This is a genomic window from Maribacter sp. BPC-D8 (assembly GCF_035207705.1).
In the GTDB taxonomy this organism is placed as follows: domain Bacteria; phylum Bacteroidota; class Bacteroidia; order Flavobacteriales; family Flavobacteriaceae; genus Maribacter.
Window position 1 is genome coordinate 3392470 of record NZ_CP128187.1, and the last position, 22557, is coordinate 3415026.

Below are 22557 nucleotides of genomic sequence, written 5' to 3' on the forward strand. Positions count from 1 at the left end.
ACGATGACTAGTACCATAAATAAAACACTTATAAGAATTTCTACCATACTGTTGTTGCTACTGCTTATAATGGCATGTTCTACAAAAGAGCAGTCAAAAATGAGTGATAAAGAAGTTGCTTTAGAATGGGCAAATATGACCTTGTTCATTACCAGATATACACCCTCGAATTCCCCCACTTTTGCATCTAGAGCATTTGGCTATACCGGTCTTACCATGTATGAGGCTATTGTACCAGGTTTTTCTGATTATAATTCAATGAATGGGCAATTAAAGGATTTAGATAAGCTTCCTATTGCAGATGATTCAAAAGAATATAATTGGGTACTAGCATTAAATGCCGGGCAATCAGAAATTTTAAAGAATATTTACGTTCAAACATCCGAAGAAAATATTCAAAAAATTGACTCCCTTGAACAAGTAATATTTACACAATTTCAAAACGGATTAGATAAAGAAACCGTTTCCCGTTCTGTGGCTTTTGGTAAATCTGTAGCACAAACTATCTTCGAATGGTCAAAAACAGATGGCGGACATAGAGGGTATTTGAAAAATTTTGACAAAACTATGGTACACCCAGAACGACCAGGTTCTTGGAAACCTCCATTATTCGCTCAATCGTTCAGCCACCATCCATTACACCCACATTGGGGAGAAAATAGAACTTTTGCGTCCACAAATAAAGAACTCGAAGACCCAAAGATGATTCCGTATGATACAACTGTTGGTTCTCCATATTACAAGCAGTTTGAAAATGTATATCTGAAAGATTTAGAATTGACACAGCTAGAAAAAGAAGCTGCTATTTGGTGGGGCGATGATCCAGATGTTAGTTTTACGCCACCAGGGCATTCTTATTATTTTGCCACCTTAGCTATAGATGGGCATGATATCTCACTTATCGAAAGTGCCAAAATCTATGCTCAAGTAGGGATGGCAGTATCAGATGCTTTCGTGAATTGCTGGAAATGGAAATATCAGTTTTTTACAGAACGACCAAACACATTTGTACCAAAATATATTGATGAAGAATGGGAATCTTTCTGGCCTGACCCACCTTTTCCTTCCTTTCCATCTGGGCACGCGATTCAAGCGGCAGCAGCCGCCACAGTATTAGAGCATAACTTCGGAAAAGAATTTACATTTACAGATAAAGCTCATGAAGGCAGAGAACGCGACGAACTCAAAGAAACCGATTTTGTAATTCGGTCATTCGATACCTTTTGGGATGCCGCATTAGAAACTGCAGATTCTAGATTTTATGGCGGTATACACACACAATTAGACAACGAAGTAGGTTTAGAAAAAGGAGTGGAAATTGCAAAAAACGTTTATGCTCTTGAATGGAAGAACAATGATAAAAAATAATTCAGCCCTTATTAAAATAAGCAGTAGCATTTTCTTTCTGGTATTCGGATTGATGAGCTATGCGCAACAAACCTTTACCGATGTATCAGAAGCTGCTGGTATCGCTCACCAATACGAAGTCTATGAAGGTACGTTTGGCGGTGGTGTTACCGTTTTTGATGTCAATAATGACGGTTACGAAGATTTATATATAACGAGTGGTATAAAATCTGACCGACTATACCTTAACAATGGTGACGGTACTTTCAAAGATATTTTTGATGGTTCTGGTTTACAAATTACCAATGAATATGTTACCCAAGGTGTCGTAAGTGCCGATATTAATAAAGATGGATATAGAGATTTGTTCATCACGACCATTACTACTACCGATGGTAAAAGCGTTATACCAAGGGCAAAAAATTTACTCTTCTTAAATAATGGAGATTCCACCTTTAAAGATGTTACGAATGAATATGGCTTAGAGGACTTAAACTCCTTCAGTACAGGACCAAGTTTTGGTGATTTTAATGCAGATGGATATCCTGATTTATTTGTAGGTAATTATTTTCAAGAATTTACAGGCAAATTGGGTATTATAAAAGATGCTACCATAGTTAGCGCAAACCAAACAGCTAGAAGTTATTTACTAGAAAATAAAGGAGGTAAAAGTTTCCAAAACGTGTATGATGAATATGGCTTAGGGCATAAAGGTTTTGGTTTTGGTGGGGTTTTTACCGATTATGATAATGATAATGACCAAGATCTATTGGTAAATCAAGATTTTGGTTATAAAGCTGTTCCTAATTTTCTATACCGAAATGAGTATCCTGATGACCATTTTGATGATGCCAGCAAGGAAACCGAGATGGACTTGAAAATTAACGCCATGGGTGCGGCTGTTGGCGATTATAACGGTGATGGGTGGATGGATTATTATATTACCAACATCAAGTTCAATATGCTAATGGAGAACCAAGGTATTGGTAAACCGTTTGTTGACAAGGCAAAAGAATTAGGTACTTATAACTTAGCGATTAGTTGGGGTGCGAATTTTGCAGATTTTGATCATGATGAAGATTTAGATCTGTTTGTTTCTAACGGAGACCTGAATCCGAATTGTACACCTATGGGCAATTTCTATTTTGAAAATAACAACAATACTTTTACTGAAAAAGGAAGGGAATTAGCCATTAACGATTATGGAATTGGTAGAGGATCAGTAATATTTGACATGGATAATGATGGTGATATGGATTTACTAGTGGTAAATCAACAACCTATTTTAAATTACCCCATAGCATCTACCACGCGACTTTTTAGAAATGATCTAGAAAAAGGTAATTGGTTAAAAGTTGCTCTTAAGGGTTTGGATTCTGAAGCAAATGGCATTGGCTCTCGCGTAACTGTAGTTGCTAATGGAAAAAGAATTATAAGAGAAATTGATGGTGGTGGATCTAGTCATTTATCACAAAATTCGGTGATCGCACACTTTGGTTTGGGAGCTAATACTGCTGTTGATTCGGTAATTGTAAACTGGACAGGCGGTAATACTCAAATTCTAACCAATATAAAGGCGAACCAACAGTTAGAAATTGTCGAAATCAATCAACCGAAAAAGGAAACTTCTAATATATGGTACTTAATTGGTGCTTTATTATCACTTGTTGTTCTCTATTTTGTAGCAAAAAGGAAAAGGCAATAAGCTTATTTTACTTTACTAAAGGCCATTACAATCTATTTGTTTTAGAATACCTACTTCAAAATACATCAGTATTCAATACCTCACCTTTTCTAATTAATACATTTTAAAACGCTTTTATACCCTCTATGTATAATAGCGCAACCTGGTTTTTTCAAAAAACCATAGTTCTAGCTACAAGTCATTAAAGCTATATATAGTTAGTTACGAATCCTCAAAAATTCGTTGAATAACCACCGAACATTAAAAAATTGTAAAACTTTGGAAACTTTTTTAGTTTCTAAAGTTTCCTGATGTATATTTGCAGCCGTTATGAAAGAAAAAATTAGGGATACAGCTTCACAGCTTTTCTTAGAGCGTGGTTTTAAGAGTATTACCATGGACGATATTGCCAATGAAATCGGCATGTCTAAAAAAACCATATACAGCGAGTACAGTAATAAGACTTCGTTAGTGGAAGATTGCGTAATGAATAAGTTCTGCGATTTAAGCAATGGTATTGACTTAATTATAGCGATGAAGAAAAACGCTATTGAAGAATTGTATGAGATTAAAAAGTATGTAATGTCTCATTTAAATGATGAAAAGAGCTCTCCGCAGTACCAATTAATGAAATACTATCCGAAAATTCATAAGAATCTTAAGCTAATGCAATTCGATAAAATGCATAAGTGCATATTATTAAATGTTGAAGGTGGTTTAAAACAAGGCTTGTTTAGAGATAACATAAATCCGGAGTTTGTTGCTCGTATTTATTTTACCGGTCTAAATAGTGTAAAAGACCAAAACATGTTTCCGTTAGAACAATTTCCGATAGGGAAACTAATGGACTCATTTTTAGAATATCATATTAGAGGTATTGTAACACCAAAAGGGAAAACCATATTAAATAATATCATCAATTCAAATCAAGAATAAATGCGAAATCAATTAGTAATCTTAATCACTATTCTAAGTATTAGTTTAGGATATTCACAAGAGCAAACCTATTCGTTTACGTTAGAAGAAGCGATTCAATTTGCATTAGAAAACAACTATTCGGCGATTAATGCGAATAGAGATATCATAGATGCCCAAAAGCAAAAATGGGAAACTATAGCAGACGGACTTCCACAAATTAACGGATCTATTGGGTATTCTAATCAATTAAAACAACCTGTAACACTATTACCAGCAGAATTGGTAGGTGGTGCAGCAGGCGAATTTATACCTGTAGTTTTCTCTCAACCACAATCAGCAACTGCAACTGCAACATTGACCCAACAAATATTTGATGGTTCATACATTGTTGGTGTGCAAGCAACAAAAACATTTTTAAGCTATAGCGCAAACAACAAAGAGAAAACAGAACTAGACGTGAGAAAACAAGTAGTTGAAGCTTACGGCAATGTACTTTTAGCAGAAGAAAGTATAGAAATATTAGAAAAGAATAAAAGCACACTCGAAAAAAATCTTTTTGAGACTTCTAAGTTATTTGAAAACGGCCTTGGAGAAGAAGAAAGTGTTGACCAACTTCAAATTACCCTATCATCTGTAGAAAATCAATTACAAAGTGCTCTTAGACTAAAGGATATTACATTACAAATGTTGAATGTAAGTATGGGTCTAGACTTAAATGCACCAACACAATTACAAGAAAACCTAGAAGATCTTACCATGTCAAAAATGGACTTAGGTATTCTTGGTATCGACTTCAATATTAATGATAATGTAGATTACAAGCTTGCCGAAAATTTAAACGAACAACGTTATTTTGAATGGAAACTAGCAAGAAGTCGTGCGCTACCTACTTTGAATGCTTATGTAAACTATGGTAGTTCGGCTTACTCAGAAAGCTTCGATTTTTTCAGCGGAGATCAACAATGGTTCGATTCTTCTATTTTAGGTTTTGACCTAAATATTCCCATTTTCAGTTCATTTAAAAGAAGTGCCAGCACCCAACGCGCTAAAATTGCTTTAGAAAAAGCAAAAACACAATTAACCGAAGCTGAACAACAAATTAGATTACAGTTAGAGAATGCTAAAAATAATTATACACTAGCTATAGATAATTACGAAACTGCGAAGCAGAACCTAACACTATCTGAACGTATTGAAAATAAAAACCAAATCAAGTACAAAGAAGGTCTTGCCACTAGTTTTGAGCTAAGACAGGCACAAACACAATTGTATAGCACCCAACAAGAGTACTTACAATCAATGGTAGAGGTAATTAATAACAAGACCGAATTGGAAATCATTCTAAATACAAAAAACTAAATAATCAATCATTAAAAATACAATCATGAAAAAAATACTAATTTTATTAATTGCGACCATTGGCATATACTCATGTGGCGGTGGTGAGCAATCGGTAGCAGATATTATAGCGCAGCAAAATCTAGAGGCAATAAGAGCTAAGAAAAATGATATTACCTCACAACAAAAACTGATTGATGCACAACTAAAATCTTTAGATTCTGCAATAGCCGTTTTGGGTAATGAAGAGAAATTACCATTGGTAAATACATTGACAGCTAAAAAAGAGCTATTTAATCACTACTTAGAATTACAGGGTGATGTATCTACTAAACAAAATGTATTGATATACCCAGAAATGGCAGGTACCCTACAAAGAGTATATGTTAAAGAAGGTGACAAGGTTTCTAGAGGGCAGGTATTAGCAACCATTGACGATGGCGGTATGTCTAGCCAAGTAAGTCAAATGAAATCTCAAGCTGCTTTGGCAAAAACTACTTTTGAGCGTCAAGAGCGTTTATGGAACCAGAATATAGGTTCAGAAATTCAATATTTACAAGCTAAAACCAATTATGAAGCTGCAGAAAATATGGTTTCTCAAACGCAGAGCCAGTTGGGAAAATCAACCATAAGAGCACCTTTCTCTGGTATTATTGACAATGTAATTAAAGATCAAGGTACTGTAGTTGCCCCTGGTCCAGGTTCAGAGGTATTTCGTATCGTAAATCTATCTGATATGTATATTGAGGTAGAAGTACCAGAATCATATTTAGGTAGTGTCGCAAAAGGTAAAGAGGCTTTGGTATATTTTCCAGTATTAGGTGATAGCATCATTACTAAAATTAGACAAACAGGCAACTTTATCAATCCTTCGAATAGATCTTTCGAAGTTGAAATACCTGTACCAAATAAAGAAGGTAAGATTAAACCGAATCTTTCTGCTAAAGTCGCTATTAACGACTATACAAGTGAAGATGCTATATTAATACCAACTAGTATAATTTCAGAAAATGCAGATGGCGAGCAGTATGTATTCGTTGCAGAAGAGCCGAATGCAGATGGTGAGGCTTTGGTAAAAAGAAGCGTAATTATTACTGGTAAAACACAAGGTGCGAATATTGAAGTATTATCTGGTTTAGCAGATGGCAACCAAATTATTAAAGAAGGTGCTAGAAGTGTAAAAGATGGTCAAAAAGTAAAAATCAAAAAATAAAGAGCGATGAGCAAAGTACAAAAGAACGCCGATAAGGAATTCGGTTTATCGTCTTGGTCCATTGATAACCCCTCGGTTATTTATGTGATGATTGCCATTTTTCTTTGGTTGGGATTCAGCGCCTATATGGCGATGCCAAGAGAAGATTTTCCTGAAATTATAGAGACCAAAATCTACATTAGCACACCCTACCCAGGTAACACTGCTGAAGATATTGAAAAACTGATTACAGATCCTTTAGAGGATCGGTTAAAGAACATTAGTAACGTAGTAGAAGTTACCTCAACTTCTCAAGAAGATTACGCTATTTTAACCGTTGAGTTCGATGAAGAAATTACTGTAGAACAGGCAAAGCAAAAAGTAAAAGATGAAGTAGATAGTGAAAAAGCGAGTGAAGACTGGCCTACTTTTAACGGTGCTAAAGTAGAACCGAATGTGTTCGACCTGAATTTCTCAGAAGAAGTGCCTATTATGAATATCAATTTTACAGGAGATTACCCTGTAGAAAAGTTGAAAGAGTTTGCTGAATATTTACAAGATGAAGTAGAAGACTTACCAGAAATTAAACAAGCAGATATACGTGGTGCACAAGATTTAGAAGTTGAAGTCGGTGTCGACATTTACAAAATGATGGCTGCAAAAATTAGCTTTCAAGATGTGATCAGTGCTATTAGTAATGGTAATATGACGATGTCTGCCGGTAACTTAAAAACTGTTGGACAAAGACGTACCATTCGTATTCTAGGCGAAGTAGAAGATCCTAAAGAACTGAACAATTTTGTGGTTAAGTCTGAAAACGGTGCTGTTTACTTAAAGGATATTGCTACGGTTAACTTTCAAGCAAAAGACAAAACTACCTATGCTCGAGAATTCGGGAATAATGTAGTAATGCTCGATGTTAAAAAGAGAGCCGGTAGAAACTCCATTTCTGCAGCAGATAAAATAAAGGAATTGGTAAAAAAGGAGAAAGCCGATTACTTTCCGCCAGACTTAAATATTTCTATTGCAAATGATTCTTCTACTAGAACACTGAATCAGGTTGATGACTTAGTAAACAACATCATCTTCGGTATTATACTCGTAGTAACTGTTTTAATGTTCTTCTTAGGCTTTAGAAATGCATTATTTGTAGGTTTCGCGATACCAATGTCTATGTTTATGTCATTTGTAATATTATCATGGCTAGGTTATACCTTAAATACGATGATCCTTTTCGGAATGATTATGGGGCTTGGTATGTTAGTAGATAACGGTATTGTAGTAGTTGAAAATGTATACCGATTAATGGATGAAGGTTTGTCAAGAACCGAAGCTGCTAAAAAAGGTATTGGTGAAATTGCCTACCCTATCATTATATCAACCGCTACTACTGTAGCAGCGTTTGTACCATTAGGACTTTGGCCTGGTATTTTTGGGCAGTTTATGATCTACTTCCCTATTACACTTTCTGTAGTATTGGGCTCGTCATTATTCGTGGCAATTTTCATGAACTCTATGTTGGTTTCTAAATTTATGAGCACCGATGAAAAAGAACTGACCTTAAAACAATTAATTAGAATGAGTGTTATTCTAGGTGGTCTAGGAGCATTAATACTAGTTTTTGGTGGCGCTATGCGTGGTTTAGGTTCTGTATTAATATTAACCGGAATAATGTTCTGGGCTTATAAATACATTATTAAAGGCTCAGCTATTAGATTTCAAAAGAGAACCATGGCTCGTTTTGAAAATTGGTATGAGCGTCGTTTAAAACATGCCTTAAAAGGTGGCAATGTATACTGGTATTTTGGTATCACTTTTTTAATGTTGATCGGTGTATTCATGCTATTTGGTATGTCTGTTGGTAGTGGTAGAACTAAAATTGAATTCTTCCCTGATAACAAACCAAATGAAATCTATGTGTATGTAGAATACCCAGAAGGTACTTCTATTGAAAAGACCAACGAGATTACCAAAGAGGTAGAAAACCAAGTGTACGCTATCATGAATGATGATATGTACAAGAATGAAAAGGGTGAAAACTTTATGATGGCATCTGCTGTATCAGTAGTTGGTGAAGGCGCAGGTAATCCGCTTACCGACGGTGGTTCGTCTGCCGAAATGCCTCACAAGGGTAAGGTAACCGTAAACTTTAGCGAGTATAAATTTCGTAATGGTTTAAATACCGAAGATATTCGTGGTCGTGTACAAGCCGCATTACAGGGTATTTATCCTGGTGTTGCCATATCGGTAGAGAAAGATGCCAATGGTCCGCCAGCAGGTTTTCCTATTAATATTGAACTTGAGGGTAATGATTATGATGAACTGATCAATACTGCTGAAGACATTAAAAACTTCATCAATACTAAAAACATTGCTGGTATTGAAGAATTGAAAATTGATGTAAACAAAGGCAAACCAGCTATGCAAGTAATTGTGGATCGCGAAAAAGCGGGTGAATTAGGTGTTGCCGTTGGTCAAGTCGGTAATCAGTTAAGACGTTCTATTTTTGGTGAAAAAGCAGGTGTTTATAAAGAAGACGGTGAAGATTATGATATCAACATCCGATTCAATGAAGATTTGAGATACAATAAAAGTGCGCTATTCAATCAGAATATCATTTTTAGAGACCCTTCTAACGGACAGATTAAGGAGATTCCGATTTCTGCTGTAGCAACCGAGAAAAACACATCAGGCTTTAGTGCTATTAAACACCGCGATGGTAAACGTGTAGTTACTATTTATTCGGGATTAAAACCTGGCTTTACAGATGCAGGTGCAATTGTTGCTGAAATTCAAAATGAGATGGGAAGTTTTGACGGAGCTCCCGCAACCGTAAAAATTGATTATACAGGTCAATTAGAAGAGCAAGCAAAGCAACAAACTTTCTTAGTAGGTGCTTTTTTCTCTGGATTAGGATTGATTATGCTTATTCTAATCTTCCAATTTGGTGGTATTTCGAAACCATTAATTATTATGATTGCAATTTTCTTAAGCTTTATCGGTGTATTTGGAGGAATAATGATCACCGGATGGTCTTTCGTAATTATGATGACTATGATGGGTATTATCTCACTTGCAGGTATTGTGGTGAATAACGGAGTGGTACTCCTCGATTACACCCAAATTCTGGTCGACCGTAAAAAGATAAGACTTGGTATGGAAGACAGTGATTTGTTGACAATTGAAGATGCGACCGATTCTATGATTGTTGGTGGTAAGGCAAGATTACGACCGGTAATATTAACTGCCATTACAACCGTATTAGGATTGATTCCGCTAGCGATCGGATTAAACATTGATTTCTTTGCGCTATTCTCAGAGTTTAATCCACATATTTATATTGGTGGTGATAACGTGATTTTCTGGGGACCATTAGCATGGACGGTAATCTTCGGATTAATCGTTGCGACCTTCTTAACCCTAATAATTGTACCGGTACTATTCAATATAGTATACCGTATAAAAATAAAGTTTAGCAGTTTTGGCGGAAATAGTAATGAAGAAAATAAAGAATTAGAACATGTAGCTTAATCTAAAAAAAACTGAAATAAAAAAGCCCCGTATCAAATGATACGGGGCTTTTTTTATTATTGTTGTATTTGATTGAGATTATTTATTCGTTACAACAGGATCTTTAGCTTTTGCTTTAGAAACACTAGCGATTCTGTTATTGTCAAAACTTACTTCACTTTTTACATCACCTTCCCAAAATAACCACTTACCGGTTCTTACACCCTTATCATAATTACCCATAGCAATTTTATCTCCTTTTTCATTGAACATTTTCCACTCCCCTTCTAACTTCTCATTTAAAAAGAAACCTTCTTGAGACTTTTCTCCGTTTGCATGAAAGTAGGTTGCTTTTACTTTCTCACCATCTTTTTCAAAAGTAGGATCAACTTGAGCGTAAGCTCCGAAAGACAATGCCATTACGGCTATAATTAGTATTTTTTTCATGGAGTATATTTTTTAAATTAATTTTCTACTTAACAGTAACGCTACAAAAATACATTTATTTCTTAATTAATCAATGATTTGGTAACTTTTAGTTTACATTAACTTTACATTGTGACTATAACTAGCTATATATTAATAATTTAACATTTTTAGATATATATCATTGACTAAACCGGTCAGCGCATAAAAGCTACCTGTTATATAGAACTATAATGAAATAGACTTCTTAAATTTGCCAATTCATTAAAGCAAGTACTATGTATAGAAGCCATTCCTGCGGGGAGTTAAGAGAATCACATATTGGCCAAACGGTTACCCTATCTGGTTGGGTAGCAAAAACAAGAGATAAAGGTTTCGTAGTTTGGGTAGATTTAAGGGATCGCTATGGTATTACACAACTAGTACTTGATGAAGACCGCACAAATGCCGAGCTATTAGAGCAGGCAAGAAATTTAGGTAGAGAATTTGTTATTCAAATAAAGGGTGAGGTTATTGAAAGATCTTCTAAAAACGCCAACATCCCAACCGGTAATATAGAAGTTTTAGTTTCTGAACTTACTATTTTGAACGAATCTAAGACTCCGCCTTTCACAATCGAGAACGAAACAGATGGTGGTGAAGATCTTCGTATGAAATACAGGTATTTAGACATCCGTAGAAACCCTGTAAAAAACAATCTTATTTTTAGAAGTAAGGTAACTATGGAGGTTCGTAAGTTTTTATCGGGCGAAGGCTTTATAGAGGTGGAGACTCCGTATTTAATAAAATCTACACCTGAAGGTGCTAGAGATTTCGTTGTACCAAGTCGTATGAACGAAGGGCAGTTTTATGCCTTACCACAATCGCCACAAACATTTAAGCAGTTGCTTATGGTTGGTGGTATGGACAAATACTTTCAGATTGTAAAGTGTTTTAGAGATGAAGATTTACGTGCCGACAGACAGCCAGAATTTACACAGATAGATTGTGAAATGGCTTTTGTTGAGCAAGAAGATATACTTAACGTATTCGAAAACTTAACCAAGTACCTTTTAAAAGAAGTGAACGGTGTTGAGATCGATTCGTTCCCTAGAATGACTTATGATGATGCCATGTCTAAATATGGTAACGATAAGCCAGATATTCGTTTTGGAATGGAATTCGCTGAATTAAATAGTGTTACCCAGCATAAAGAATTCGGAGTATTTAATTCGGCAGAGCTAGTAGTAGGTATTGCCGTACCAGATACTGCCTCATATACTAGAAAAGAATTAGATGCTTTAGTAAACTGGGTGAAACGCCCGCAAGTTGGTGCTAACGGAATGGTTTACGTAAAATGTAATGAAGACGGAAGCTTTAAATCTACCGTAGATAAATTCTACGACCAAGACGATTTAGCAAAATGGGCAGCAGCAACTGGTGCCAAACCAGGTGATCTTATCTGTGTACTTTCTGGTGATGCCAATAAAACAAGAACACAATTAAGTGCCTTGAGAATGGAAATGGCAACGAGATTAGGTTTAAGAAAACCAAATGAATTTGCACCATTATGGGTTGTTGATTTCCCATTATTAGAGCTTGATGAAGAAACTGGGCATTATCATGCCATGCACCACCCATTTACTTCTCCAAAACCAGGTCAGTTAGAATTATTAGATACTGATCCAGGTGCAGTACGTGCAAATGCATACGATTTGGTATTGAACGGAAACGAAATAGGCGGTGGATCTATTCGTATTCACGATAAAGATATGCAAGCAACAATGTTTAAGCATTTAGGTTTTACACCTGAAGAGGCAAAAGCACAATTCGGATTTCTAATGGATGCTTTCCAATACGGCGCACCACCACATGGCGGATTAGCATTTGGTTTGGATAGACTTGTAGCTATTTTAGGCGGACAAGAAACCATCAGAGATTTTATTGCATTCCCTAAAAACAACAGTGGTCGCGATGTAATGATTGATGCACCTGCACCGATTGATAATGCTCAATTGAAAGAATTGAGTTTGAAGTTGGATATAGATTTGAAATAAAATCTTTTTGATATAAAAGTAAAAATCCCGCCTAGTGCGGGATTATCTTTAGCAAATCTCTTTTTATCATTTAATAAAACTTTCTAAAGTTTGGTTATGTTTTATTTTCTCGAGGAAGAATCTACTATCCTCGCCGCCTATTCTTAAAGTACTATCAGACAAAATAGTCAAAGAACCCTTTCTACTAGTTTGTCTTGCTTAAAGTTTTCCGGAAATCAAAAATTCTTACTTTACAACCTTAGAGGGAATTAAATGGTTTTAAAATAAAAATCACAAATGGGCATAAAAAAAATTTACTGTTTTTTAATAACAATAATTTTTCTCTCTTGTACAAGCCAAGATTCAATAAAATCTAAAATTCAAGGTAACTGGTATTTAACTTATGAAAGCGTATCAGACCATTATGGTGAATTTTTTATAGATAGCAACCGTATTTGCTATTATCACGAGTTTAAAGAAAAATACGAATGTAACGGGTATATAATAAAAGAAAACAAGCTTTATTTAAAAAGAAAAACAAAAAATGACAGCTTGGATTATATGGGTTTAATATCAATCAAAAACAATCTTTTAGTTATTGACAATACTGATGGGGGCGGTAAGTTTTCAAAACAACTTTTAAAACCTAATCTTGAAGATTTAATACATCAAAAAATTAAACTTTCAGTTTTTTACGAGGGTTATACAATTAGAGCAGCTAATTGGGAAGAAAGCAAATTGAAATCACTGAACCAATAACTAAGTTCTTTTATTTATTACAGCAATGACTATTTTAATAATAAGGGATACACGAAATTTATCTTGAAGATTTAGAGGAACTTAAATTCAAAATCATAGCAAGTAATTAAATACCTTTGATGCCTATCATTGATTTGGCTCAACCATGCCCATCCAAAGGAATAACATTTTAAAAAGCATTTACAAATGGAGATATAAACATATCTCTCAAAAAACCTTCATTTACATCTTAAGTGTAATCGTTGGTCTATTGGCTGGTTTGGCATCTGTTACCCTAAAAAACATCACTTATTTTATTGAAGCATCTCTTGAAAAAGGGATTATTTTCTCAAGCAATCAGCTCTATTTCATTCTGCCTATTATTGGTCTTACGTTGGTATATCTTTATGTAAAATTCATTCATAAAGAGAAATTAAAGCATGCTGTTTCTTCTATTCTATTTTCCTTATCAAGAAACAAGGCAAATATTGATGCCAAGCAGATGTACACCCAACTTATTATTGCGCCGTTAACCGTAGGGTTTGGTGGATCTGTAGGGCTATTAGGTCCGGCAGTGGCAACAGGCGCAGCATTAAGCTCTAATTTAGGTAAGCTTTTTCATATAAATTCTAAAACGCGGTCTTTACTAATTGCCTGTGCATCGGCAGGTGCGATTTCTTCTATATTTCAATCTCCGATTGCCGCTATCATTTTTGCTGTAGAAGTATTTAGTTTAGACTTGACCATGATATCGATGTTACCCTTATTACTGGCTTCGATAAGCGGTGTACTTACCTCCTACTTTTTTATGGGGAACGAGAATCTTTTCAATTTCTCGATTACAGAACCATTTGAGGTTAAAGACACCTTGTTTTACATTCTATTAGGGGTAGGCACGGCTATAGCCTCAATTTACTTTACAAAAATGTACTTTGGTATTATTAATCTTTTTAAGCCCTTAAAGAGTCCTAAATATCGATTACTCGTTGGTGGTCTTGCTATAGGTATAATGCTATATACGATTCCTCCACTGTATGGTGAAGGTTTTTCCTTTATCAACGACCTTTTAATTGGTGATCATATTAAAGCTTTGGGTAAAACGCCTTTTGATGCTTATATTGGTAATATTTGGGTTGTAATTGCACTTTTGGTCGGCATTACTATTTTCAAAGCGGTTGCGATGACCACTACTTTGGCTGCCGGTGGTGCTGGTGGTATTTTCATACCAACAATGGTAATGGGTAGTGCCTTGGGCAACGTAGTAGCAAAACTGATCAATAATTCCGGATTAGGATTTTCGGTATCCGAAAGTAACTTCACCCTTATAGGCATGGCGGGTCTTATTGCGGGTGTGCAACATGCACCGTTGACCGCAATTTTCCTTATTGCTGAAATAACAGGAGGCTACGCACTTTTTGTCCCACTAATGATTACCGCTTCCATATCATACATCATCACCAAAAACACCGTAGATTATACAATTTACACTAGAGAATTAGCAGAAAGTGGCGATTTATTGACACACAATAAAGATCACGCTGTACTTACCATTATGAATATTGATATGGTTATAGAAACCAACTTTAAAATCGTACACCCAGATATGACTTTGGGTGAAATGCTACACGATTCGGTTGCTAAATCAACACGAAATATTTTTCCTGTAGTAGATGTAAATCACATGTTTTTGGGTATTATTTTATTAGATGATATAAGGGAATTCATGTTCGACACCAAATTGTACGACACTACAAAAGTGGAAACATTTACCCATAAAGCACCCGATCACATTTATTATGGCCTGGACAGCATGCAAATTGTAATGCAAAAATTTCAAGATAGCGGTGCTTGGAATTTACCCGTAGTTAAAAACGGAAAATACATGGGGTTTGTTTCTAAATCAAAACTATTAACCGCTTATAGAAGAGAGCTTATAAAATTTACCAAGTAAAAAATAAAGACATGAAATATGTAATAATCGCCATAGTTTTAATCTCAATCGGACTAATTATCTACGGATTCAATTTAGATGCTAGTGAAGTTGCGCTATCTCACAAATATATAGGCTCAGGCACTTTATTACTATTTTTAGTTGCTATGCCGCTTTTTCTAATCAAAGAGAGCAAGGGTAAAAAATTCAATGATTACATGCTTACCGATGAAAATGTGCGAAAAATGCAAGGCAAAGAGCCTAGAAAGACTGATAATCAAGACACTCCGTAAAATTAATAATTGAATTCTCTACCAATGAATCGTAAAATATTGTAAATTAGAATGTTAACATTAAAATTTCAATACAATGATTGGTACCGTCAAATTTTACAATGAATCTAAGGGTTATGGATTTATAACCAATGAAGAAACTGGGAAAGATATTTTTGTTCACGCCACCTCTTTACACGGCACCGAACTTAGAGAAGGTGATAAAGTGAGCTATGAGGAGGAAGAAGGAAAAAAAGGTACAGTTGCCGGACAAGTACAGGTACTTTAACAATGTTCTCTTTTTAAAAATAATTAGATAACCACGCTCTTGCGTGGTTATCTAATGATACGCAATATCCTATTTTCTTTTCTTTGCAAAAAACTGAAGCAATAAACTAGAAGCTTCATCTGCGAGAATACCACCAGATATTTTAGTTTTAGGGTGAAGTGTAGTTCCCATAACTCCGCAACCTCGCTGTTCATCTGTAGCGCCATATACAATCTTCCCAATCTGGCTCCAATACAACGCGCCAGCACACATTTGACACGGCTCTAAAGTTACATACAACGTACAATCTTTTAAATACTTACCACCTAGAAAATTAGCTGCAGAAGTAATAGCCTGCATTTCGGCATGTGCCGTAACATCATTCAATTTTTCGGTTAAATTATGAGTTCTTGCAATAATCCTGTCTTGCACTACAATAACTGCACCTACAGGCACTTCACCAGCTTCAAGTGCATATTCTGCTTCTTGAAGTGCCTTTTTCATAAAATAAGTATCATCGTAAGGTAAAACCATAGCCTCAAAAATACGATAGTTTCATTTTTAAAAAAGTATTTTTGTGCCCATTATAGAGACAATTTGAAATCAATTCTAGAACATATCAAATCACCTAACGATTTAAAAACTTTAACTGTAAAGGATTTAGAGCAACTAGCTGTTGAATTACGTGAGTTCATTATTGATATTGTATCGGTCAAAGAAGGGCATTTAGGTGCTAGTTTAGGTGTAGTAGAATTGACCATAGCATTACACTATGTATTCAATACACCCATAGACAAGCTAATATGGGATGTAGGACACCAAGCATACGGACATAAAATACTGACCGGCAGAAAAGAGGTTTTTGAAACCAATAGACAATTAGGCGGCATAAGTGGTTTTCCAAAAATGGAAGAAAGCGAATACGATGCTTTTGGCACGGGGCATAGCTCTACCTCTATTTCAGCTTTGTTAGGCATGGCTTTGGCTGCACAATTACAAGAAAAATTACAACGACAACACATTGCCGTTATTGGCGATGCATCAATAGCCAGCGGTATGGCATTTGAAGGCTTAAACCATGCTGGTGTCACCAATGCAAATATTCTTGTCGTACTCAACGATAATGCTATGGGTATAGACCCAAGTGTTGGCGCATTAAAAAAATACTTGACCAATGTAAAAACAGGTACCGCAAAAGAAGAAAATATCTTCGAGTGCCTAAATTTTAATTATACTGGCCCTATAGATGGTCATGACTTGCCTGCTTTAGTAAAAGAATTAGAACGTTTAAAGCATATTGAAGGCCCTAAATTATTACACGTAATCACCACGAAAGGTAAAGGCTTACAAAAGGCAGAAGAAAATCAGGTTACTTACCATGCACCTGGTAAGTTTGATAAACAAACTGGTGAGCTACAAAAGAAAACTAACACCATTGAACCTCCTAAATTTCAAGATGTATTTGGTAAAACTTTAGTAGAACTTGCGCTAAAAAATGAAAAAATAGTAGGGATTACACCGGCAATGCCAACGGGTAGTTCTTTAAAATTTATGATGGAGGCTATCCCAGATCGGGCTTTCGATGTTGGTATTGCCGAACAGCATGCGGTAACCATGGCAGCAGGTATGGCAACCGATGGTTTAGTGGTATTTTGTAATATTTACTCCACTTTTTTACAACGGGCATATGATCAAGTTATACACGATGTAGCCATACAAAACCTACCCGTAATTTTCTGTTTAGATCGTGCAGGTTTGGTTGGTGAAGACGGACCAACACATCATGGTGTTTTTGATATTTCATACTTAAGATGCATTCCTAACTTGATTATTTTTTCTCCAATGAATGAAATAGAGTTAAGAAATATCATGTACACGGCACAATTAGGTTTAGACCATCCTATTGCTATAAGATATCCTCGTGGTCGTGGAAAAGAAGTGAACTGGCAAGTACCGATGAAAAAACTCAATATCGGAGAAGCACAGCTTTTAAAAGAAGGAACCAAAATTGCCATTTTAAGCACAGGACCCATCGGCAAAATGGTTTCTGAACTAATAAATGAATTGGATAGCAACCCCGCAATCGCCCATTATAACTTCCCGTTTATAAAACCTTTAGATTCAACTTTATTAAAAGAAATCTTACAGAAATTCGAGCATATTATTACAATTGAAGATGGTGCTGCTACTGGCGGATTTGGAAGTGGTTTGTTAGAATTTGCAAATAATATTGGAATCCATAAAATAATTAAGATATTTGGCATTCCTGATGCCTTTATTACACACGGTGCTACCGAAAAACTGTATATAAAAGCAGGGATAGATAAGATGTCCGTAAAACAATATGTACAACAATTTCTATGAAAATAATGGCTTCAAAATCGCTTAAATTCTTACTTCCGTTACTACTTTTGGTAATGTCATTAACGTTTGGTCAAGATACCATACCGGCACCTATTATTTTAGATAGCGTTACTGTAGACAGTGTCGCAGTAGACACTATTGTAATTCGTAGAACAGTAGATAAAATTTATTCCCCTAGAAAAGACGTAAACCTGCAAATACCCAAAATTGACTTCAAAAAAACAAAAACCCTTCAAAAAGGTTTTCAACGTTTTAGAGTACCATCATTTTGGGAAAACGAAAATAGTTTTGGTATCAATATTAGTGAAGTTGCCTTTGTAAATTGGAATGCGGGTGGTGATAATGCTATTAGTGGCTTGGGGTTTTTAAAATTTGCACGAAAATATAAGTTCAGTAGTTTTCAATGGGATAATAATCTAGAATTACGTTACGGATTAAATGCTCAAGAAGGTCAAAAACTAAGAAAAACGGAAGATGTAATTCGTTTAAGTTCTAACTTAGGTTTTAAGAAAGACAATGATAGTAGGTGGTTTTATTCCGTACAATTAAACTTTAACACCCAATTCTCTAACGGTTACAAATACCCAGATAGAGATACGCCAATTTCAAGGTTTATGGCACCTGGCTATTTATTATTCGGTGCGGGTACATCGTATATCAGTAAAGATGAAAAATTCAATCTTTACCTATCTCCACTGACCCAGAAATCAACATTTGTACTAGATCAAGATTTAGCTGATAATGGATCTTTTGGTGTTCAAGAAGCCATTTTAGATGCAGATGGTAACGTTATTACTCCTGGAGAGAATCATTTATTGGAGATTGGCATACTTATTACTAATAATTTCAACTATACCGTTGCAGATAACATAGAATTAAAAAGTAGACTTAATCTTTATTCTGATTATATAAAAAGCTTTGGTAACATTGATGTTGATTGGGAACTGACCATTAACATGAAGGTCAATAAATTTATTAGTACAAGTTTAGGTACACAAATGATTTATGATGACGATATTCTTTTTGATATCGTTAAAAACGATAACGGCACCATTGTAAACCCTGGTATACCAAAAATACAGTTCAAGCAAGTACTAGGCGTAGGTATTCTTTACGGCTTCTAAAGCGTTTTTCCTTTTATCTTATTGTGAATATGTACTGCAGCACTATCAGAAAGGCTTGCTACGTAACAACACGTATTCAATACAATTTGATAAAGCGATGCATTTGTATCTTGATAAAACCCTGGTAAGGTTCTTAAAATAAGTTTATGATAATTAGAAGCTTTGTTATTCTTCTTACCGATCAAGGCATCGATGTAAACATCTAAAATATCAGAAATAATAGTATAACCCGCTATCTCTTTTTCTACCACTTCTTGAGATTGATAAATTTTCTGAACACTTAGACTAATGATATCTTCGATTTGAGCTTTAAATCCGCTTTTATCTAATAAGGAGACTTCAAAAGTGCCATTTAAGATACTTTCCTCGTTCTCGACGAATATAGAAACTGCATCTTGTATAAGTGTATTAATGGCTAAAGCTCGCAAGTAGCTAAGCCTATCTTCCATATACTCTAAAGAATTATACTTCTTGGTATTTATGGTGTCTTTAACTAGTTTTATCAGGTATTCTAAGGCATAATCTTCAGAAATAAGTCCTAAGTTGATTCCGTCCTCAAAATCAATTATGGTATAGCAAATATCATCTGCAGCTTCTACCAAAAATGTCAACGGATGCCTACCATAAGAAATAGTACCGTTATTACTTCTTGTCGGTAATCCTAAATCTTTGGCTACTTCATCAAAAGTGTGCTTTTCACTCTGAAAAAATCCGAATTTCTTATCACAGATATGGTTACTAGGTTTTTTAGGTAACGATTCTTTCGGGTATTTCATGAAAGCACCCAAGGTAGCATAGCTAAGACGCAGTCCGCCAGAAACCCCTGCCCTATCTTGTGTCATTAATCGAAATCCGTTTGCATTACCTTCGAAATCAATAATATCTTGGTATTCAACTTCAGAAAGTAGCTCTTTGAACTTTAATCCGTTTCCGGTTTTAAAATATTCCCCGATAGCTTTTTCTCCACTATGACCAAAAGGTGGATTTCCAATATCATGTGCCAAAGCCGCAGCAGCTACAATACCTCCAAAATCATTGAATTGATAGCCATGAACCTCTTTTAGATATGGATGTTTTTCAATAATTTTTTTACCGGCCAATCGACCTAAACTTCTACCTACAACTGAAACCTCTAGACTATGGGTTAATCTAGTATGCACGAAATCGGTTTTTGAAAGCGGAATTACTTGAGTCTTATCTTGTAGACTTCTAAAAGCCGATGAAAATATAATACGATCGTAATCAACATCGAAGCCTAAACGGGTTTCATCTTGTTCATTACGTAATCTTTTATTTTTATCACCTTGTCTTCGTAAAGAAAGTAATTGCTCCCAATTCATGTTAATCCGATTTTACAGGCTGCAAGATACATTTTTGATATCTCATTGTAGAGTTGATAAAATCAATTTTAGCATTTTACAAAACGATATGTTAACAATTAATACATGCTTTAATAATCCGCACCTAACATTAACTTAACCTAGCTGTAGTTTCTTTGTAAAAGAAATTAAAACCTTAAATGAAACATTTAATTTACATTTTTACTTTAATGATTTGCTCTTTTACTTTTGGGCAAGAAACAAGTGCTATTCAAGGAAATATTTTAGATGGCGAACAATTCAATGAGCCTTTGTTAATGGCCACTGTTTCTATCGAAAATACCGAATTAACGACACGCACTAACTTTAGAGGAAATTTTGAGTTTGACAATCTTACTCCGGGTTCATATAATATAGTTGTTCGATTTGTTGGTTATGAAACCATTGAACTTCCTATTATTGTAGCTATCGGAAAAACAAGTACCATACAAGCTAGTCTTAAAGCTAAAACCATAAACATAGCAAGCTTAACAGCTTCGAAATAACTAAGCATACGGTTCCATTAATAATCGCGCTTAAATAAAATTAAATATTACTTAATGTTAGCATGATATTTAAACAATGAATAATTGTGATTTTGGTCAGCTTCATTAGACAATCAGATTTCTCTCACTATTAGTTTTTGTCGACTAGGTTTTGAAATCTTAAAGCTACCTTTTATAAGGTAGCTTTTTTTGTAATATTTTACACAAGCAAAAACAACCTATCTGCCTAATAATCAGCAATAAATAAGTTTATTTAAAAGTTAATATTAAGAATACGTTAACTTAACATACAATCAAGACTTTTGCATTCGACAAAAACTAATAACTTGATGAAAATCAACTTCCCCCTGGTATGCCTATTTTTTTTAGTTTCCTTTGGCGCTTTAAGCCAAGAAACAAATGCTCCCTCTTTTGGTAAAGGCTTATTCAACTTAGTTGGAAAAGACAGCACCTGGTCTATGAATGTAGGTGCCAGAATGCAAATACTGGCAACAAGTAATTGGGATGCAGTTGATGGTAGTTTAACCAACCCCGAACAAAGTTTTCTAATAAGAAGGGCGAGACTTAAATTTGATGGATTTGCCTATTCTCCGAAATTAAAATATAAAATAGAACTGGGACTTTCGAACCGAGATATTTCAGGTGCTTCAGAATTTACAAGCAACGCACCACGCTATATATTAGATGCTGTAGTAAAGTGGAATTTTTATGAAAATTTTGTTTTATGGTTCGGTCAAACCAAACTGCCAGGAAATATAGAACGTGTAATTTCATCTGGTAACTTAATGCAGGTTGACCGTTCGCTTCTAAATAGTAGTTTTACTATTGATCGAGATATGGGTTTTCAGTTAAGACACCATATTTATTTATCCGATAAATTTTTGGTTAGGGAAATTTTCGCTCTCTCTCAAGGGGAAGGAAGAAACATAACCACAGGTAATTTAGGTGGTCACCAATATACGACTCGTTTAGAATTATTACCTTTTGGAAAGTTTTTAAGCAAAGGCGAGTATAAAGGGAGTGATCAGAAGAGAGAACAGACGCCTAAATTAATGATTGCAGCAACTTTTGACAGCAATCAAAATGCCGTAAAAACAAGAAGTAATCAAGGGTCTTATATGGTAACTGACACTGGTTTTTTCGAAACTGACATTAATACATTGTTTATAGATACCATGTTCAAATACAAAGGTTTTTCATTTATGGGAGAATATGCTCATAGAACTGCCGATAATCCTATTGCCATTAATTCTGATGGTTCACTTACGGGTGATGCGGTACAAGTAGGAGATGGTATAAATCTACAAACAGGATATTTATTTAAAAGTAACTGGGAGGTTTCTGGTCGTTTCACAAATATTAAACTTGATGAAGAAATAACAAGTAGAAATCCGCAATCACAATACACTATGGGGCTTTCAAAATACATTGTAGGTCATAAATTAAAAGTACAAACGGACTTAAGCTACCTTTCTGAAGATGCTGGTCAAGATGGATTAATGTATAGATTACAAGTAGATATTCATTTTTAACAAATAATAACCTTTAGGTAACATTACCGCAGTTT

General features: G+C 35.0%; 18 protein-coding genes. 15 read left to right on the forward strand and 3 right to left on the reverse strand.

From position 1 onward, the window contains the following. Positions 1-3: 3 nt before the first annotated feature. The 6 genes from QSV08_RS14855 to QSV08_RS14880 all read left to right on the forward strand — a co-directional run bounded on the left by QSV08_RS14855 (position 4) and on the right by QSV08_RS14880 (position 10010). Positions 4-1368, forward strand: coding sequence for a phosphatase PAP2 family protein (locus tag QSV08_RS14855; RefSeq protein ID WP_324024411.1), 1365 nt, complete (start codon positions 4-6; stop codon positions 1366-1368). After that, complete coding sequence (locus tag QSV08_RS14860) at positions 1355-3052, forward strand: CRTAC1 family protein (protein WP_324024413.1); 1698 nt, start codon at positions 1355-1357, stop codon at positions 3050-3052. The genes QSV08_RS14855 and QSV08_RS14860 overlap by 14 nt, the downstream gene beginning before the upstream one ends. Positions 3053-3361: 309 nt before the next feature. Next, positions 3362-3967 (forward strand): TetR/AcrR family transcriptional regulator, encoded by a 606-nt coding sequence (locus tag QSV08_RS14865; RefSeq protein WP_324024415.1) that lies wholly within the window; start codon positions 3362-3364, stop codon positions 3965-3967. Beyond that, positions 3968-5308, forward strand: a complete 1341-nt coding sequence (locus QSV08_RS14870; RefSeq protein WP_324024417.1) for a TolC family protein — start codon at positions 3968-3970, stop codon at positions 5306-5308. It begins immediately after the preceding gene. A 25-nt stretch (positions 5309-5333) separates the two neighbouring features. Beyond that, on the forward strand, positions 5334-6500 hold the full coding sequence (locus QSV08_RS14875; RefSeq protein WP_324024419.1) for an efflux RND transporter periplasmic adaptor subunit: 1167 nt from the start codon (positions 5334-5336) through the stop codon (positions 6498-6500). Between the two features lie 6 nt (positions 6501-6506). Then, a complete protein-coding gene (locus tag QSV08_RS14880; RefSeq protein ID WP_324024421.1) occupies positions 6507-10010 on the forward strand; it encodes an efflux RND transporter permease subunit in 3504 nt (1167 codons plus the stop codon). A 78-nt stretch (positions 10011-10088) separates the two neighbouring features. Here the strand turns inward: QSV08_RS14880 and QSV08_RS14885 are convergent, their stop codons facing one another. Next, complete coding sequence (locus tag QSV08_RS14885) at positions 10089-10436, reverse strand: toxin-antitoxin system YwqK family antitoxin (RefSeq protein ID WP_324024423.1); 348 nt, start codon at positions 10434-10436, stop codon at positions 10089-10091. 257 nt (positions 10437-10693) lie between these two features. Here QSV08_RS14885 and aspS point away from each other — a divergent pair, with 257 nt between their 5' ends. From aspS to QSV08_RS14910, 5 genes are all read left to right on the forward strand, one after another. Beyond that, the gene (aspS, locus tag QSV08_RS14890) at positions 10694-12451 is read left to right on the forward strand and encodes an aspartate--tRNA ligase (RefSeq protein WP_324024424.1); all 1758 of its coding nucleotides are present in this window, start codon (positions 10694-10696) and stop codon (positions 12449-12451) included. 276 nt (positions 12452-12727) lie between these two features. After that, positions 12728-13189: a hypothetical protein gene (locus QSV08_RS14895; protein ID WP_324024427.1), complete on the forward strand. Its 462-nt coding sequence runs from the start codon at positions 12728-12730 to the stop codon at positions 13187-13189. A 145-nt stretch (positions 13190-13334) separates the two neighbouring features. Further along, positions 13335-15119, forward strand: a complete 1785-nt coding sequence (locus QSV08_RS14900; protein WP_324024429.1) for a chloride channel protein — start codon at positions 13335-13337, stop codon at positions 15117-15119. A gap of 11 nt (positions 15120-15130) precedes the next feature. Then, on the forward strand, positions 15131-15391 hold the full coding sequence (locus tag QSV08_RS14905; RefSeq protein WP_324024431.1) for a hypothetical protein: 261 nt from the start codon (positions 15131-15133) through the stop codon (positions 15389-15391). 76 nt (positions 15392-15467) lie between these two features. Then, positions 15468-15659, forward strand: a complete 192-nt coding sequence (locus QSV08_RS14910; protein WP_324024433.1) for a cold-shock protein — start codon at positions 15468-15470, stop codon at positions 15657-15659. 69 nt (positions 15660-15728) lie between these two features. Here the strand turns inward: QSV08_RS14910 and QSV08_RS14915 are convergent, their stop codons facing one another. Continuing rightward, on the reverse strand, positions 15729-16172 hold the full coding sequence (locus QSV08_RS14915) for a nucleoside deaminase (RefSeq protein ID WP_324024435.1): 444 nt from the start codon (positions 16170-16172) through the stop codon (positions 15729-15731). Between the two features lie 63 nt (positions 16173-16235). On the opposite strand from QSV08_RS14915, the gene QSV08_RS14920 reads away from it, so the two are divergent. Both QSV08_RS14920 and QSV08_RS14925 read left to right on the forward strand, forming a co-directional pair. Next, positions 16236-18002, forward strand: a complete 1767-nt coding sequence (locus QSV08_RS14920) for a 1-deoxy-D-xylulose-5-phosphate synthase (RefSeq protein WP_324024437.1) — start codon at positions 16236-16238, stop codon at positions 18000-18002. 5 nt (positions 18003-18007) lie between these two features. Then, a complete protein-coding gene (locus QSV08_RS14925) occupies positions 18008-19126 on the forward strand; it encodes a DUF3078 domain-containing protein (RefSeq protein WP_324024438.1) in 1119 nt (372 codons plus the stop codon). Here the strand turns inward: QSV08_RS14925 and QSV08_RS14930 are convergent. Next, entirely contained in the window at positions 19123-20466 is a 1344-nt protein-coding gene (locus tag QSV08_RS14930) for a deoxyguanosinetriphosphate triphosphohydrolase (protein ID WP_324024440.1), read from the reverse strand. The two genes, QSV08_RS14925 and QSV08_RS14930, sit on opposite strands and share 4 nt — an antisense overlap. 179 nt (positions 20467-20645) lie before the next feature. Between QSV08_RS14930 and QSV08_RS14935 the strand changes: the two genes are divergently transcribed. Together QSV08_RS14935 and QSV08_RS14940 are read left to right on the forward strand one after the other, a co-directional pair. Further along, entirely contained in the window at positions 20646-20990 is a 345-nt protein-coding gene (locus tag QSV08_RS14935) for a carboxypeptidase-like regulatory domain-containing protein (protein WP_324024442.1), read from the forward strand. A gap of 329 nt (positions 20991-21319) precedes the next feature. Then, positions 21320-22522: a porin gene (locus QSV08_RS14940; RefSeq protein ID WP_324024444.1), complete on the forward strand. Its 1203-nt coding sequence runs from the start codon at positions 21320-21322 to the stop codon at positions 22520-22522. The last annotated feature ends 35 nt before the right edge of the window (positions 22523-22557 follow it).